The sequence below is a fragment of the Leptospira fluminis genome, from assembly GCF_004771275.1.
Lineage (GTDB): Bacteria > Spirochaetota > Leptospiria > Leptospirales > Leptospiraceae > Leptospira_B > Leptospira_B fluminis.
Genome location: NZ_RQEV01000010.1, coordinates 166,876 through 180,649, shown reverse-complemented (window position 1 = coordinate 180,649; position 13,774 = coordinate 166,876). Strand labels below are relative to the sequence as shown.

Here is a 13,774-nt window from a genome sequence, read left to right as displayed (position 1 = left end):
AATCCGTCTTACACTAATCCGCATGCTCAACCGGTTCCTAGGTATATTTCTGATTATAGGCATTGCACTTCTGGGAATTTCCCTTTTCTTCAAAGGTCCGAAGGCTTCCGAAGAAGAGAACCCTCCCGGATCTTCGGCTCCCGTTACGAAAGAGAGTTTTTGGAAATCTTCCGGGCTTTCCGCTTTGTCTTCCCAGATTTGGGAGGACCTTACATCCGGAAGCAAGACGCCGGAACCGTCCGTTTCCGCTCCGGAAACTAGGGACCCAACTGAGATCTTTCGAGCGGGATACGACGCGTATGAGAGAAGGGATTACGAAGGGGCCATTCGAGAGTATGATCTATATCTGAAGACGGTTCCTTCCGACGTTTCCGCGCTTTATAATAGAGGACTGGCAAAATACAGTATAGGTAGGTTCTCGGAGGCGGAAACGGATTTCACTTCGGCTCTGGAGATAAAGCCTGACAATGCGGACGTTCTTCTGTACCGGGGATATTGCAGAACGGAATTGGAAAATCGAAAGGAAGCGTTTGCGGATGTGGACCGGGCGATCAAATTGGGTGCGAAATATCCGGAGGCGTACGTCAATCGGGCCATCTTGTATAATCTTTCCGAAAGACCCGCCGCCGCTTTAAAAGACGCGAATGAGGCGGTCAGGTTGGACCAAAAGAGTTCTCGCGCGAATTTCCAAATCGGATACGCGTATTATAGTTTAAAAAAATATAATGAATCTATCAGCGCATATACCAAGGCCATAGAGCTGAATCCTCGGGACGGAGGACAGACATACTATAACCGTGGCTTAGGATTTTTGGCGGTACGTAAAAAATCCCAGGCCTGCGACGATTTTAAACGATCCTTGGAAATCGGATATTCGAACGCAGAAGGAATGATCCGGGAGAATTGCAAATAATGTCCGAATCTTTAGGCCGGTCCCTACAGCGTGAGCGTGAGTTCGCCGCCGGAGGTTCCTTAAAGGGAAAAACCTTGGAGGAACTGACCGTTTTGTTGGACTCTTGGGGAGAAAAACCTTTTCGCGCCAAACAGATTTACAACGGCTTGTATGCGAACCGTTACGAATCCTGGGAACAGTTCACCACTCTCGGCAAGGACCTCAGGAAAAGGCTGCAGGATTCGACCTCTTTAACGAAACTGAATGTGGTAAAGCATCTGAAGTCCGCGGACGGAACCCAAAAATTCACGTTCGAATCCGTGCTAGGAAGCGGTAAGGAATTCGAATCCGTATGGATTCCTTCCGGAGACGGCGGGAGAAAGACGATTTGCATCTCTTCCCAAGTCGGATGTACTTTGAATTGTAAATTTTGCGCGACCGCTAAACTTCCGTACCAAGGAAATTTGAAAGCTTCCGAAATCGTGGACCAAGTTCTGCAGGTGGAAAGCATAGTGGGAGATAAAGCTACGAACATAGTCTTTATGGGAATGGGGGAACCGATGCACAATTATTTCAACGTTATGCGCGCGGCGAACATTCTCCACGACCCTGAAGCGATCGGATTGGGCGCGAAAAGAATTACCATATCGACTTCGGGGGTCGTGAACGGCATCCGAAGATTTATAGAAAGAAAAGAACCCTATAATTTGGCGATTTCGCTGAACCATCCCGATCGGGCTGGCCGCAAGGAGATCATGGATATAGAGGAAAAATTCTCCCTCCCGGAACTTATAGAGGCGGCCAAGGATTTTACGAAAATCCTGAAAAGAAGGATCACCTTCGAATACGTGATGATTCCGGGGGTGAATATGGGGGAAGACGACGCGAAAAAACTGGTCCGCATCGCCAGGAAAATGGACTGCAAGATCAACGTAATTCCTTTGAATACGGAATTTTTCGGATGGCAAAGACCTAGTTCCGAAGAGGTGGAGGAATTTATCCGAAGACTGGAGCCCGCCGGTGTTCCCATCCTGAATCGAAGATCCCCCGGAAAGGATATCAACGGGGCTTGCGGAATGCTTGCTTCAAAAAGTTGACCTTGTCCGCTTCCTTCCGATAATGGAGAGAATGAACCCGGTTTCTCTCGTCAGAGTCCTATTTTTTTCCGTTTTATTTCTCTCGATCCATGCCTGCAAAGATCCCTACGAACAAAAGTGCCGGGACGTATGTAAATTCTACATCTCTTGTGCGGAGGACGAATTCAGGGGAAAGCGGGAAATCACCAAGGCCGATCGGGACATGTTGGTTATAGATTGCGAATCCGGTTGTCTTCGGGAACAAGGTTTTGCGATTCCCTGCTATGAAAGCGAAAAAACCTGTAAGGGCTTCAATCGCTGTATCCTGGATTCGGGAATGATGGACTGATTTTCCTTTTCGCTTTCAAGTTTTTCCAGGAGCATATTATATATTATGAATACTACTTCCGCAGACGATTTCGGCTCTTCCCGTAGATTTCTGCCCTGGCTGCTTTTAGCCCTGGCCACGTTACCGCTTTTACTTACGTTTCCTTTGGACGTTATCGATATAGATTCCTCCCAATACGCCGAAATAGCGCGTGAGATGACGAACAGCGGGGATTGGTTATTCATACGCGACAACGGGCGGAGATATTTGGACAAACCCATCCTCACGTTTTGGGCGGTCTCCTCGTCCTTCGTCCTATTCGGTCAGAACAATTTCGCGTTTCGTCTTCCCGCAATTTTACTTACTCTTGCCTCCTTTTGGGGGATATTTACGATCACTCGATTGTATTCCGGAAGAATCAAGCAAGCCTGGCTGTCGGTTCTTTTATATGCTCTTTCTCCCGGACTCTACGCGATGGTCGTGGATCCTAAAATAGACGTCTACGTAACCCCTTTCATCATTCTAGTATTCGCCTTTTATTATTTGGGGAAAAAAAAGCATCCCTTCTATTACTATGCCATGTACGCCGCTATGGGATTGGGTTTCGTGACTAAGGGGCCGATCGCAGTCGTGATCCCCGGGATAGGGATCGGAGGGGATATACTATTCAGGCGGGATTGGAAACTTCTTTTTTCCATGAAATTGTTTCCCGGGATTCTCGTCGCCATTCTTCCCCCCGTTCTCTGGTCCATACCTTTGTATCTGGAATTCAATACGTACGGACCCTACTTTTTTCTCTGGATCCAATCCTTCGGTCGTTTTTACGTCAAGATGTACGACCAAAAATTCAATCCTGGGTTTTTCTACGCGAATTTTGCCTGGTCCTTCGGAGTCTTCATTCTTCCTTTCCTGGCCTATATCCTGGGAAGGGCAATCCCTTATCTAAAGGAAAAGGGAAGGAGCTTGGTACCGGGAATCCGGGAAAATCGCTGGAGCAATTCCGACTTCGTGCCTGCCTTTTGGCTTTTCGTATTTTTATTTTTAATCAGCTTTTCCAAGTACCAACTGCCGCAGTACATTTATTGGTGTCTTCCTGCGGGGTCCGTTTTGGGCTCGGGCTTTCTACTACAACTTCTAAGCGACGAAAAGAGTCGCTTGGTCAGCTGGGGCCGATCTTTGGTCTGGGTGACTTCCTTCGGTTTTTTAGGAGCAGGATTTCTTCTCCCGATTCTTTCTTTAGAAGTAGGTTTCGGATACGCTCTTTGGGTCGCCTTTTTTCTGTTTGTCGGTTTTGCGGTTTGGAAATTCGCGACTGAGGGCGATAGATTGGTAGCGATCCTGATAACCTCCACCTCCTTCTTCTTTACTTTGGTAAGCGTTTATGCGTATCCTCTTTTGGTTTCGTACCAGCCTTCTAAGGTGATCGGAGAAATTATCCAGGAAGCGGAACCGAAACAGGATAAGCTTCTCCTGTTCGGAGTTCCCGCCTCTAAACGTTCCTATGCGTTTTATTCCAAACGATTCGCCCGAACTTTATTCGATCCGGACGTGTTATTCGAGGCACTCAGGAAAGACCCGGAAAGGTTGATCGTAATCTCGGAAAAATTTCTACCGACCTTCTCCGAGTTTGCCCAGGAAAAGGTGGACGTGGATATTCTGGCCGAGTTTCCCAGCTACAAGGTCGCGACTCCGGAAAGGAAGTTTTTCCTGAAATCCGTAAGAGATTCCTTAACTACGAAAGTATATCTGGCAAGAATCCGTATGAAAAAAGGCGAATAGGGTATTCGGGAATTTTTTCCTTTTCCGAAAAAAAAACCGCGGGAAATCTCCGATCTTCGCCGAATTCATTAGTAGGCTATTTTGTGAGCCTGGTTTGGTTTTGGTCCCAGGGTTTCCCTGGGACAACTTTTCCAAAGTTCGTAAGATCAGGTCCTTGCTTCGCCGACGTTACTCGGGAAGTTTTCCGACGTCCAAAATCCTTCTGATCTCTCCCGATTTGGAGATTTCGAATTTTCCGACACTATGTTCGATCTCTCCTCCGTTAGACCTATAATTTATTTCTAATATGGTGCTTAATTCTCTTACGTCCGATTCCGAACCTCGGACCAGGATCCATCGATCGCTTAAGCTTTCTCTTTTTTTAAAGTCCTTTAATTCCCGGACTCCGTCTTTGGAATCTATGTCCACCAATAGAAATTTTTCGTTCCGGAATTTCGCATCCGATTCCATGTCTTTTAAGCTGCGGATTACCATGGGACAGACGGTTTTGCACGAGACGTAAAAAACGCTGAGGACAAGCTTTTCCCCCAGAAATTTCCGGAACGCGATACGTTCCCCTTTATCGGTTTCCCAAACGGATTCAAGGTCCGCCACGGAGCCTAAAGCAGGTCCGGTTTGGACTCGTGGAGTGCACCCTAAAAGGAGCAAAGATAGGATTGTAGCGTAAAAGAATCGCCTCATGACTTTAAACGCTCTTCGCGCAGCGGAACCCTAGGTTCGGAGCCGAATATTTTGCTTTTAACGAATTTCTATAAGCGTATCTCATAAAACTTGCATAATCCGTCTTATCTTTGACGTTAGCGGTACCGCTTGCACAAAAAGCTCCCTTGGAGTTTCCTTCCCGATCCGAAAAGGAAGAGGAGGAATAGGAATTGAAGTCCTCGACCCATTCCCAAACGTCTCCGAAAAGATTACGTACTCCGTATCTATCTTCGTAAGCCCCGGAATCGTTCGAAGAGATCTTTTTTGTCGGTGAAGAATACCAATCCAGAATCCGATTTAAAATCTTTTCCTTATCGCTTCCGCTTAATTCGCTGACGGCTATCCTCTCCCATTCCGAGGTTTGGGGGAGTCGTTTTCCCTTCCATTTGCAGTACGCTCTAGCGGCGTACCAACTTACATTGACCACCGAAGAGGAAGGACTTTTTTTCGCATTTCGTTTAAAGTCGTTCAGATAGGATTCGTCTACGAAGGAGAGCTTTGCGTTCTCCTTCCGCCATGCCGGGCTATCGTTCAGAAACTCTGCGAACTCCGAATTCTTGACAGTATCCTTGTCGATTAAGAATTCATGGACTACCCGCGGTTTTTCCTTTGCCGAGGTCAGAAAAGGAAGAAAACTTCCCGCAGGTATGCGGACCATCTCTCGTTCCATCGCCTCCAAAGAACGTTCCGAAAAAAGGAGGAGTCCGCAGATTTGGATGAGAAGCGCGGCCCACATATTCTCTTAACGAATTCGGGACACTTCTTCGGAGGAAACGCTTCCCCCCTTATTCTCGAAGGAGTTGAGTAGGTAAGTCAGTACGTTCGCGATATCCTCGTCGCTCAGGCCGAGAGCAGGCATGACTCCGTTGTACTGCTCGCCGTTAACCCGAATCTGTCCGGAAAATCCTTTTTTAACGATCTTGGCCGCGCGCAATTTATCCGCGTTTAAAAAGTCCGATTTTGCAAGAGGAGGAAACACTCCCGGAATTCCTTTCGCATTCGCTTGGTGACATGCAGCGCAGTTATGCTCGAATACGTTTTTTCCCTGCTGCATTTTTTGTTCGTGCGTCGCTAATACGGATTTTTGAACGTCTCCGATGCTTTGCACGGCTCCGCCTTCGGGTAAATAGACTAGATCAGATACTTTTCCGAAGAATATTTTTTCTTCCGGATTCCCTTCCACTTTCAGATGAGCCAATGCGCCTTTGTTAAATGCCCGAAAGATGGAATGATCCACCAGGATATAAGTTCCCGGTACTTTTGCCTCCATCTCTACGACGGTAGCTCCCCCTGCGGGAATTAAAGTAGTCTGCACGTTTTTCGTTTTTTCCCCCATCGAAGCTTCGGGAAATACGGAATCGAAAATTTGGCCGATGACATGGAAGGAAGAAACTAGATTCGGTCCGCCGTTTCCGACAAAGATCCGAACTTTCTCGTCCTTTTTGACTTTGAGTGCGCGGTCATCCACGTTCGCTCCGACGCTCCCGTTGAAGACGACGTATTCCGGCTCTTCTCTTAGGGCTTTTTCCATATCGAAAGGTTGTAATCCGCGCTCTCCGGTTTTTCCCTTCGTATAAAATTCGCTTTGCATAATATAGAATTCCTTGTCCACGGAATCCAAGCCCTTCTTGGGCTCCACTAACACCAACCCGTACATTCCGTTCGCAATGTGCATTCCCACGGGAGCCGTCGCGCAATGGTATACGTACAGACCGGCTCTGGCGGCCTGGAATTTAAACACGCTCGTCCTACCCGGAGCGGTAAACGATACGCCTGCTCCTCCTCCCGGACCCATAACCGCGTGCAAGTCGATGTTATGAGGCATCTTACTGCTCGGGTGGTTACTGAGGTGGAATTCCACGTTGTCCCCTTCCTTCAGTCTGATAAAAGGTCCGGGGACCGAACCGCCGAAAGTCCAGAACGTATAGTCTACTCCCGGGGCCAGTTGCTTTACGACTTCCTTCGTTTCCAATTTTACGATTACGTTCGTCGCGCTACGATTCAACGGAGGAGGAACGTCGGGTGCCTGGGACATCGCGGCGGGTATCGGTTCCGATTTTCCGCAGGATGAGGAAAAGAAGATCAAATACGATAATATTATGAAAAAAGAAACTATTTTCATTGAAAGTCCAATCTCTCTTTTTTGATAAAGAACGCGTTTTTATATATCACAAAAGACCTTCGATTGTCCAGGGATATTTCGGTTATTCTGATTTTTCCCGCTCGATCCGGATCTTATACATGGAATGACAAGCTACGCATTTGGATGTCAATTTGGCGAGTTCTCGAACGGAATATTTCAGATCCCGTTTTTCATTCAGAGTATCCGCCAGGAAATCAAAATGATCATGGGTGCCGAATCCGAGCTTTTTGAATTCCAGGGGAACTTTCCTAAGCAATCCCTTTTCCGCGGTTTCGGAGGAATGATCCATACCTCGACCGGATTTTCGCGCGGCCTTTGCGGCCCTTTCGTAATCCTCGTCGGCTAGGGAAGACTGGATTTCGTGGACGGTCGCGAGCAGGGTTCTCATTTCGGCCAGAACGAAATCCTTTTCTTGTTCGTTTAATAAAATCGCTTTTCTGCCGTCCGGTTCGGTGGAGATTTTTCCTTCGGTTAAGACGAATACTAGGGTCGCCAAAGTTCCGATCCAAAGGAGCCAGCCGGTATAAATCAGATATTTTCTAAACATGTTTTCCGTTCGTGCCTGATACGATTACGATATCCTGAATGATCGTTAAAGGATTCGATACCGGTCGCCGTTTTCTTCCACAATCCCTTCGTCCAAGAGAAAACGGAAGGCCCGGCTTACGGATTCCGGTGTCGTCCCCAATAGGGAGGCTAACTGTTGCTTTGCAATCGGCAGATGTACGAAATTCGTTTCCGCTCCTAGTCCCTTGAGAAAACCTAGGATCTTTTCCTTAACCGTGAGGAAAAGATTCTCCACCATTTTCTTTCTGAAATAATTTACGTGATCCACTGTCAGCACGGAAAACAAGTATAGGGCTTTAGGATTTCCGAGCAGGAAATCCAAGAATTGTTTTTTGGGATAGAATACTAACTCGCCTTCGGTTAGCGCTTGGCAAAAGGCAGGATATAAACAGGGCTCTTCCGTTTGGAAAATCGGAGGAGTCGCTATCAATTCTCCTGCCGAAGCGATTTTAAAGATCGCTTCCTTTCCGTCCGCGTTCAGGATATAAACTTTAAAATTTCCAGATACGATTTCAAAAAAACCCTCGTAAGGATCCTTTTCGCGGAATACGAGTTCGTCTTTGCCGAATTGCCTTTCGATTCCGATCCGTTCGATCATGGATCCGAACTCTTCGTAAATCGTCGTCCAATATGATCCCGCAGTAGACATCATGTACGTATTTCCCTGGATTTCATCACTATTTTTGAATCATTTCCTTCCGACCGGATGCTTTGAATTTATTCGGAAGAAGAATAAGAGACAAGTAGAAAACGCCTTCGATCGGGATCGGATTCCGATGATTTATATCATTGGCGATTTCGGTCTTATTTTTTGAGAAATTGATACTGATCAATCTTTGTCTGTCTCCTTCGTGCTATCCTGTCAAGCGTATCATACAGATGAACGGAAAGATGGAAATCATATCTACGGACGTGGCAATTATCGGCGCCGGTCTTGCCGGGATCGTCGCCGCTTTGGACTTACTCGACGCCGGAAAAAACGTGGTCCTTTTGGACAGGGACTCGGAGGAAAATCTAGGCGGATTGGCCAAACTGTCCTTCGGAGGGATTTTCATGGTGGACACTCCGATCCAAAGGTGGAACGGCATAAGAGACAGTGTTCCGTTGGCGATTTCGGACTGGAATTCCACGGCGGAATTTTCCGGTCGCGATCTCTTGCCGAAACTTTGGGCCGAAGCCTACGTGAACCAATCATCCGAGGATATATATTATTTTTTAAGAAAGTATTCCGTGAACTTTTTTCCCGTCGTTCATTGGGTAGAAAGAGGGTTGTTCAAACCCGGAAACAGCGTGCCCAGATTCCATATGGTTTGGGGAACGGGACAAGGCTTGATCTCATCCCTAAAGGGAAGATTGTTGAATCATAAAAACGCGGAAAGGATACGCTTTCTGTTTCAGAATCGAGTCGATCGACTTACAAGATCCGGCAGGTTCGTTAACGGTTGCATTTCTCGAAATACTCGGACGAATCGAGAGACGCAGATACGTGCAGAAAACGTAATCATCGCTTCCGGTGGAATCGCGGGAGATCTGACTAAAATCAGGAGACATTGGCCTAAGAATCTGGGCAAACCTCCCGAGGTCCTTCTGAACGGCTCTCATCCGTTCGCGATCGGAGACATGCATAGAGAGGCGAAAAAACTCAAGGCTAGAATCACTCATCTGGACAAAATGTGGAACTACGCGGCCGGAGTACACCATCCGGATCCGAAAATGGAGGCTCACGGATTGAGCCTGGTTCCGCCGAAATCCGCGCTATGGTTGGATTTCGAAGGACGTCGTATCGGTCCGCAACCTTTGATTACCGGATTCGACACGAAGTTCCTGGTGGAAGAGATCTGTAGGCAGAAGGAGAAATATTCCTGGCAGGTCCTAAATTGGAAAATCGCCGTCCAGGAATTGGCCGTTTCAGGTTCCGAATTTAACGAGGAAATACGTAATAAAAACATAATGGGATTTCTTCGGACGGTCCTCTTCGGGAACGAATCTCTTGTCAAAAAATTGGTTGCGGATTGTCCGGATTTCGTAGTCGCGGATTCGATTTCGGAGTTGGCCGACCGGATGAACATCCTGACGGGAACGAAATCCGTTTTGCCTCAAGTTTTGAATAAATCCGTGGAGGATTACGATTCCATGATAGAGCGCGGAAAATCTTTTTATAACGACGATCAATTGAGAAGGATCGCTCAACTAAGGCAGTATCGGGGAGACCGCGTTAGAACCTGTAATTTCCGGAAAATCATGGATTCGAAAGCGCTTCCTCTCATCGCGATCAGGGAGTTTATCTTGACTCGGAAGTCCATGGGCGGTATCCAGACCGACTTACAATCCAGAGTATTAAACGAAGACGAGAACCCCGTTCCGGGATTGTACGCGGTAGGGGAGGCTGCCGGATTCGGAGGAGGAGGGATTCATGGAAAGGCGGCGCTGGAAGGAACTTTTCTGGGGGGCTGCATATTGACTTCCCGATTTGCGGTTAGAAGTATTTTGGAACGAAGGAATCGAAATCTATGAAAAAATCCGGAGCTTCCCTTGCGGTATTCGCGTTAGAGCAGATCGGAGTCAGGTTTACGTTCGGAATTCCGGGGGTTCACAATACGGAACTCTATGACGAGTTGAGCGGGTCCAAAAGCATTCGGCCGATCCTAGTCACCCACGAATGCGGGGCTGCCTTTATGGCGGACGCCGTGAGCAGGACCTCGGATTCGATCGGAACGTTGTTGATCGTTCCCGCTGCGGGCATGACTCATGCGATGAGCGGAATCGGAGAAGCGTTTTTGGACGGGATTCCTATGCTGATCATCTCCGGCGGAGTCCGGACCGATACCGGAAAAAAATACCAACTCCATCAGATCGACCAGATGGAAATCCTGAAAGGAATTACGAAAAAGTCATATAGAATATCCGAGCATAAGGATATCATTTCCACCATATACGAAGCATACGAAGTCGCCATAACGGACGAATGCGGTCCTGTGTTCGTGGAAATCCCCGTCAATATCCAGCTGTTCCGGGGGGAAGTGTATTCCATGCCCCCTTTTAAGAGAAAGTTTCGCGAAACGGCGGAAGTAGACGGCATGAAAATAGAAAAGGCATGTTCGCTACTGAAGTTCTCGAAGTCCCCCGGAGTTTTCGTCGGCTGGGGAGGGCGGGATGCGGGAGAAGAGCTGCTACGAATTTCAGAATTATTGAATGCGCCTGTCGCTACCACTCTCCAAGGTTTGAGCGTCTTCCCCGCTTCGCATCCCAATCATACGGGTATGGGTTTCGGATCGTATTCGGTTCCGGCCGGAGAAGCCGCATTTTCGGAGTGCGATTGTCTGCTTGCCGTAGGTACCAGATTTTCCGAGATTCCTACGGGAAGTTTCGGGATGAAGGTTCCTAAAAATCTGATACACATAGATATCAATCCGGAAGTGTTCTCGAAAAATTATCCGGCGGAAGTGGAGATAGAGGGGGATGCAAAAACGGTTCTTTCCGCACTTATCGAAGAGCTTGAAAAAGAAAAAGGTTTTCCTCGGAAGGACATTCGCTTAACGAAATTGATCCGGGAAAAGAAGACGGAGTACGCGAAGGAATGGATGTCGCACTTAACGGAAAATCGGATCAATCCGTATCTTTTTTTCGAGGAACTTCGGAGGCAGATGGCCGACACTGATCTTCTGGTCGTGGACGACGGGAACCACACTTTTTTGGCCGAGGAATTGTTCCCGGTCAACCGTTCCAAGACGTTTCTTTCCCCTACGGATTTTAACAGTATGGGTTATTGTGTACCAGCTTCCATCGGAGCTAAAATGGCCAACCCGAAAAGAAAAGTGGCGGGTATAGCGGGGGACGGAGCTTTTCTCATGACAGGTATGGAGCTTCTTACGGCTTCGGTCTATTCCTTGGGTGTCGTCATTTTCGTTTTTTATGATGGAGAACTCTCCCAGATTTCGCAAGGTCAGGAGATTCCGTACGGAAGAAAAACCTGCACCGTCCTAGGAGGAATAGAGTTGGAAGGAATCGCGAAAGCTACGGGCTCCTCCTACTTAGTTCTTCGGGAAAACGAACAAATAGAAAAGACGATCCGAGACGCCTTCCGATTGGCCGAGAACGGATTCTCCGTACTCGTGGACGTAAAAATCGATTATTCCAAAAGGACGAGATTTACGAAAGGCGTCGTAAAAGTGAATCTAGGTCGTTTTCCTTTGGCGGAAAAATTCCGCTTTATCGGTCGAGCCCTTCTTAGAAAAATTACGGGATAAGGAGAGAAGAAAGCGTTTCTTCGCCGGATCGAAATCGAAGAGATATGGAGTCGATCGTTTATTTTTGGGCCCTTCTGTTTCACTTTTTTGCCGCGGCATTTTGGGTCGGAGGAATGTTCTTTTTTGTCTTCGTATTCAGATCGGTTTATACGGATCCCGAATTAAAAGAAGTAAAAAGCCGGTTGCTATTTAAAGTAGCCGTCCGGTTTCGATCGGTTTCCTATCTTATCTTTTTGATTTTAGCGGTATCCGGCATCGGAATCCTTTTTTCCAAAGGTTTTTATCTCAACTTCGGAGACGCGAACTATTGGACTTCCTTCGGAGGAAGTATTTTCCTTTTGAAAATTTCCTTATTCCTCTTTCTAGTCGGCAGTTCGGCCATTCATGATTTTTTGGTAGGACCCGTCGCGTTTCAGGAAATGGAAAACGATCCGGAGATAAAGACCAAATATAGAAAATACGCCTCATTTTTCGGACGATTGAATCTGATCGTCTCCATCGGGATCGCCATTCTGGGATTGGCATTCTCTCGTGGGATCCGTTTCTAAGACCGGTAGACTTTCACCTACCCGCAAATCGGATGTTTTACCGCGGATTCATCGACGGGACATTCCGCCGGGCTCTAATCTAGGATTAACTAGTATTCCATAATATTCTAATAAAAAAATCAGAAAAGCGGATACCCAGCAGGAAGAGGAGATCGCGTACGCCGCGATATTTTTTCCGAAAAGAGGCAGGAAGGATCGGGAAATCACCGCTAAATTGATCAGTATATACGCCAAAACGATCGGTCTGGACGCGCGAATCGGCCTGCCCGTATGTCCCAAGGAAACTCTCGTAATCATTCCGAAAACGAACACTCCGATCGCACCGGTCGTAAAGAGGTGAAAGGCGGGAGAAGTTTCGAAAAACCCTAAGTGGGAAAGGCCGTAAGCCGTAAGGCCGACAACGAGCCAAAAATAACCGGAGTGCAGTACCCATAAAATCGGGACTCGAACGGATCTCCAAGGCTCCAATAAAAAGAGTCGGAAAAAATGAACGATTGCGAGTCCGAGACAGAATAGACCGGCAGGTATATGTAGGACCGGAAGCCAATAAACCAGGACTTCCAGCAATAGGAAAAGAAACCAGGTGTATTGTACGATTCGCTCTAGGAGAGGAATTTTTTTCGGATTCGCTTTCGGGACCGCGACCGAAGTGAAGAAGGGCAGAATCCTTCCTCCGATGATCACCACGAATTGTAAAACGAGGAAGATCGATAAATGGACGAAATGCAGTCCCCAAGCCGACGGAAATATCTCCAGGTAGGAGAATATCGCGCAAACGTGCGATATGAAAAAGAGCGCATAGGAAATTACGATGATCCTGTTGTGCTCCTGTCCTTTTTTCCACAAAGGAGGGCCCAAGTAGAATAGGGCCAGGATATCGCAGTACAGATCGGAAGTGATTGCCAAATAAGTTAAGGGCTCGTACAGAAAGCCGAACCTTCCGATCAGCCAAAGTGCGGACAGAAAGAATAGGGAATTCCGATTGAGCAATGCGGACTTGGTCCAATTCTGTGCCGCCGTAAACAGGAATCCTAGGATGGCGGCTCTGGCAAAACCGAAGACCATTTCGTAGGAATGAACCTGGATTCCGTTCAGAAGAAAGGGGGAGCGCTGCACGGAGAACAGGATCAGCATCCAAAACGAGACCGCAAACGCTGAGTGCAATCCGGCGGCCAGAAAGAAAGGGCGAAATGCCGCAGTCCAAAGGGCGGATTTCGGATTTAGTATGTTCTGCATTCGGATATTCTAAAACTTAATGTCCTATTTGTCCTTGATGGTAATCAAGATTGTTCCGATTTTGCGGAATAAATATTAAATAAATAACATTAAATTTATTTAAAATATTTCTATGGAATTTCCGGGTTCTCCGGTTTTGACAAAAGTCATTATTTTTTAATCCCGGCTTTTGACTTCGATCAATGAAAAAATGCCGTTTTCATATATCCTTGGATTATGCCGATCGGATCGGCTCAGTTAGAAATCTCTTTTGGTG

The 13,774-nt window shown here is 47.2% G+C and carries 13 protein-coding genes; 7 read left to right on the top strand and 6 right to left on the bottom strand.

Annotation, left to right across the window (positions count from 1 at the left end; all coding sequences use genetic code 11):
- The first annotated feature begins 22 nt into the window (after positions 1–22).
- From EHO61_RS09675 to EHO61_RS09660, 4 genes are read left to right on the top strand one after another with little or no spacing between them, the layout of a single operon-like run.
- The gene (locus EHO61_RS09675; protein WP_135813395.1) at positions 23–913 is read left to right on the top strand and encodes a tetratricopeptide repeat protein; all 891 of its coding nucleotides are present in this window, start codon (positions 23–25) and stop codon (positions 911–913) included.
- Positions 910–1,989, top strand: a complete 1,080-nt coding sequence (rlmN, locus tag EHO61_RS09670) for a dual-specificity RNA methyltransferase RlmN (RefSeq protein ID WP_135813485.1) — start codon at positions 910–912, stop codon at positions 1,987–1,989. Before EHO61_RS09675 ends, rlmN begins: the two co-directional genes overlap by 4 nt.
- Positions 1,990–2,020: 31 nt before the next feature.
- Positions 2,021–2,317, top strand: a complete 297-nt coding sequence (locus EHO61_RS09665; protein ID WP_246032070.1) for a Cys-rich protein — start codon at positions 2,021–2,023, stop codon at positions 2,315–2,317.
- Between the two features lie 45 nt (positions 2,318–2,362).
- Entirely contained in the window at positions 2,363–4,075 is a 1,713-nt protein-coding gene (locus EHO61_RS09660; RefSeq protein WP_135813394.1) for an ArnT family glycosyltransferase, read from the top strand.
- 168 nt (positions 4,076–4,243) lie between these two features.
- Here EHO61_RS09660 and EHO61_RS09655 read toward each other — a convergent pair whose 3' ends face one another.
- The 5 genes from EHO61_RS09655 to EHO61_RS09635 all read right to left on the bottom strand — a co-directional run bounded on the left by EHO61_RS09655 (position 4,244) and on the right by EHO61_RS09635 (position 8,136).
- On the bottom strand, positions 4,244–4,669 hold the full coding sequence (locus EHO61_RS09655) for an SCO family protein (protein ID WP_135813393.1): 426 nt from the start codon (positions 4,667–4,669) through the stop codon (positions 4,244–4,246).
- 91 nt (positions 4,670–4,760) lie between these two features.
- On the bottom strand, positions 4,761–5,513 hold the full coding sequence (locus EHO61_RS09650) for a formylglycine-generating enzyme family protein (protein ID WP_246032069.1): 753 nt from the start codon (positions 5,511–5,513) through the stop codon (positions 4,761–4,763).
- A gap of 6 nt (positions 5,514–5,519) precedes the next feature.
- Entirely contained in the window at positions 5,520–6,899 is a 1,380-nt protein-coding gene (nirK, locus tag EHO61_RS09645) for a copper-containing nitrite reductase (RefSeq protein ID WP_135813392.1), read from the bottom strand.
- 82 nt (positions 6,900–6,981) lie between these two features.
- Positions 6,982–7,467: a hypothetical protein gene (locus EHO61_RS09640; protein ID WP_135813391.1), complete on the bottom strand. Its 486-nt coding sequence runs from the start codon at positions 7,465–7,467 to the stop codon at positions 6,982–6,984.
- A 45-nt stretch (positions 7,468–7,512) separates the two neighbouring features.
- Positions 7,513–8,136, bottom strand: a complete 624-nt coding sequence (locus EHO61_RS09635) for a Crp/Fnr family transcriptional regulator (RefSeq protein WP_246032068.1) — start codon at positions 8,134–8,136, stop codon at positions 7,513–7,515.
- A 230-nt stretch (positions 8,137–8,366) separates the two neighbouring features.
- On the opposite strand from EHO61_RS09635, the gene EHO61_RS09630 reads away from it, so the two are divergent.
- Genes EHO61_RS09630 through EHO61_RS09620 form a run of 3 tightly spaced genes read left to right on the top strand, consistent with a single transcriptional unit; the run spans position 8,367 to position 12,282 of the window.
- Positions 8,367–10,001 carry an FAD-binding dehydrogenase gene (locus EHO61_RS09630; RefSeq protein ID WP_210415329.1) on the top strand — a complete coding sequence of 545 codons (1,635 nt, stop codon included), beginning with the start codon at positions 8,367–8,369 and terminating at the stop codon, positions 9,999–10,001.
- Entirely contained in the window at positions 9,998–11,734 is a 1,737-nt protein-coding gene (locus EHO61_RS09625) for a thiamine pyrophosphate-binding protein (RefSeq protein ID WP_135813389.1), read from the top strand. The genes EHO61_RS09630 and EHO61_RS09625 overlap by 4 nt, the downstream gene beginning before the upstream one ends.
- A 44-nt stretch (positions 11,735–11,778) precedes the next feature.
- Positions 11,779–12,282, top strand: a complete 504-nt coding sequence (locus tag EHO61_RS09620) for a copper resistance protein CopD (protein WP_135813388.1) — start codon at positions 11,779–11,781, stop codon at positions 12,280–12,282.
- A gap of 48 nt (positions 12,283–12,330) precedes the next feature.
- Here the strand turns inward: EHO61_RS09620 and EHO61_RS09615 are convergent, their stop codons facing one another.
- Entirely contained in the window at positions 12,331–13,518 is a 1,188-nt protein-coding gene (locus tag EHO61_RS09615; protein ID WP_135813387.1) for an NnrS family protein, read from the bottom strand.
- Between the last annotated feature and the right edge of the window lie 256 nt (positions 13,519–13,774).

Bases quoted from the DNA above. Each gene is read 5' to 3' on its own strand.
- EHO61_RS09675 (WP_135813395.1), top strand. From the start codon at position 23: ATGCTCAACCGGTTCCTAGGTATATTTCTGATTATAGGCATTGCACTT.
- EHO61_RS09665 (WP_246032070.1), top strand. From the start codon at position 2,021: ATGAACCCGGTTTCTCTCGTCAGAGTCCTATTTTTTTCCGTTTTATTT.
- EHO61_RS09660 (WP_135813394.1), top strand. From the start codon at position 2,363: ATGAATACTACTTCCGCAGACGATTTCGGCTCTTCCCGTAGATTTCTG.
- EHO61_RS09650 (WP_246032069.1), bottom strand. From the start codon at position 5,513: ATGTGGGCCGCGCTTCTCATCCAAATCTGCGGACTCCTCCTTTTTTCG.
- nirK (WP_135813392.1), bottom strand. From the start codon at position 6,899: ATGAAAATAGTTTCTTTTTTCATAATATTATCGTATTTGATCTTCTTT.
- EHO61_RS09640 (WP_135813391.1), bottom strand. From the start codon at position 7,467: ATGTTTAGAAAATATCTGATTTATACCGGCTGGCTCCTTTGGATCGGA.
- EHO61_RS09635 (WP_246032068.1), bottom strand. From the start codon at position 8,136: ATGTCTACTGCGGGATCATATTGGACGACGATTTACGAAGAGTTCGGA.
- EHO61_RS09630 (WP_210415329.1), top strand. From the start codon at position 8,367: ATGAACGGAAAGATGGAAATCATATCTACGGACGTGGCAATTATCGGC.
- EHO61_RS09625 (WP_135813389.1), top strand. From the start codon at position 9,998: ATGAAAAAATCCGGAGCTTCCCTTGCGGTATTCGCGTTAGAGCAGATC.
- EHO61_RS09620 (WP_135813388.1), top strand. From the start codon at position 11,779: ATGGAGTCGATCGTTTATTTTTGGGCCCTTCTGTTTCACTTTTTTGCC.
- EHO61_RS09615 (WP_135813387.1), bottom strand. From the start codon at position 13,518: ATGCAGAACATACTAAATCCGAAATCCGCCCTTTGGACTGCGGCATTT.